Here is a 707-nt window from a genome sequence, read left to right on the forward strand (position 1 = left end):
AACGCAAGTGTTACCGACGATAGCGGTTACCGCGACGACGAAAGCGTAGAGCAACAAAAAGTAAATATTCGCCATCGCTATTCAAATAATAATTTATTACTTACCTCTGGGCTTACTTACACAAATCTTGATCAGCAAACTGCGGGATTTATTACGGGCTTTGAAAGCTATAAAAACGAAGACCTAGCGCAAAAAAACTTTGACCCTGACGCATTTAGAAAAGCACGCGCATTTAGAGCATGGAGCAATGCAACATGGCAATTAAATAACGATGATGTGCTCTCTACTACGTTATATTTTCGCGACCAAAGCATGGACTTTTTTAAGCACTTTTTACCCGGCACACCGCTTGAAACAAACAGTCAAACTGGTTTTGGCATACAATCGCTTTATCAACATAATTTACAAAGCAATGTAAAAGTAAACCTCGGGCTTGATGGCGAATACACGCAAGCCGACTTTACTCAAAGTCAAAATGAGCCCACTCAAGGTTCTGCATTTTTAGTGGCTACAGTACCCCAAGGTAAGCATTACGATTACGATGTAAACGCCACGCTTTATGCCCCTTTTGCATCGCTTGATTGGCAATTAAATAAATGGTTACTTACAGCAGGTGTGCGCTACGAGCATATGCAGTACGACTACACCAATAATATGCTAGCAGGTAGAACAAAAGACGATGGCACAGAATGCGGCTTTGGTGGCTG

The 707-nt window shown here is 41.9% G+C and carries 1 protein-coding gene; it reads left to right on the forward strand.

Features of this window, described 5'->3' with window-relative positions; genetic code table 11:
* Nucleotides 1-707: TonB-dependent receptor (locus L652_RS0100955; RefSeq protein ID WP_024603196.1), on the forward strand; the 707-nt coding region annotated here is incomplete at both ends.

The organism is Pseudoalteromonas sp. TB25, assembly GCF_000497995.1.
Classification (GTDB): Bacteria; Pseudomonadota; Gammaproteobacteria; order Enterobacterales; family Alteromonadaceae; genus Pseudoalteromonas; species Pseudoalteromonas distincta.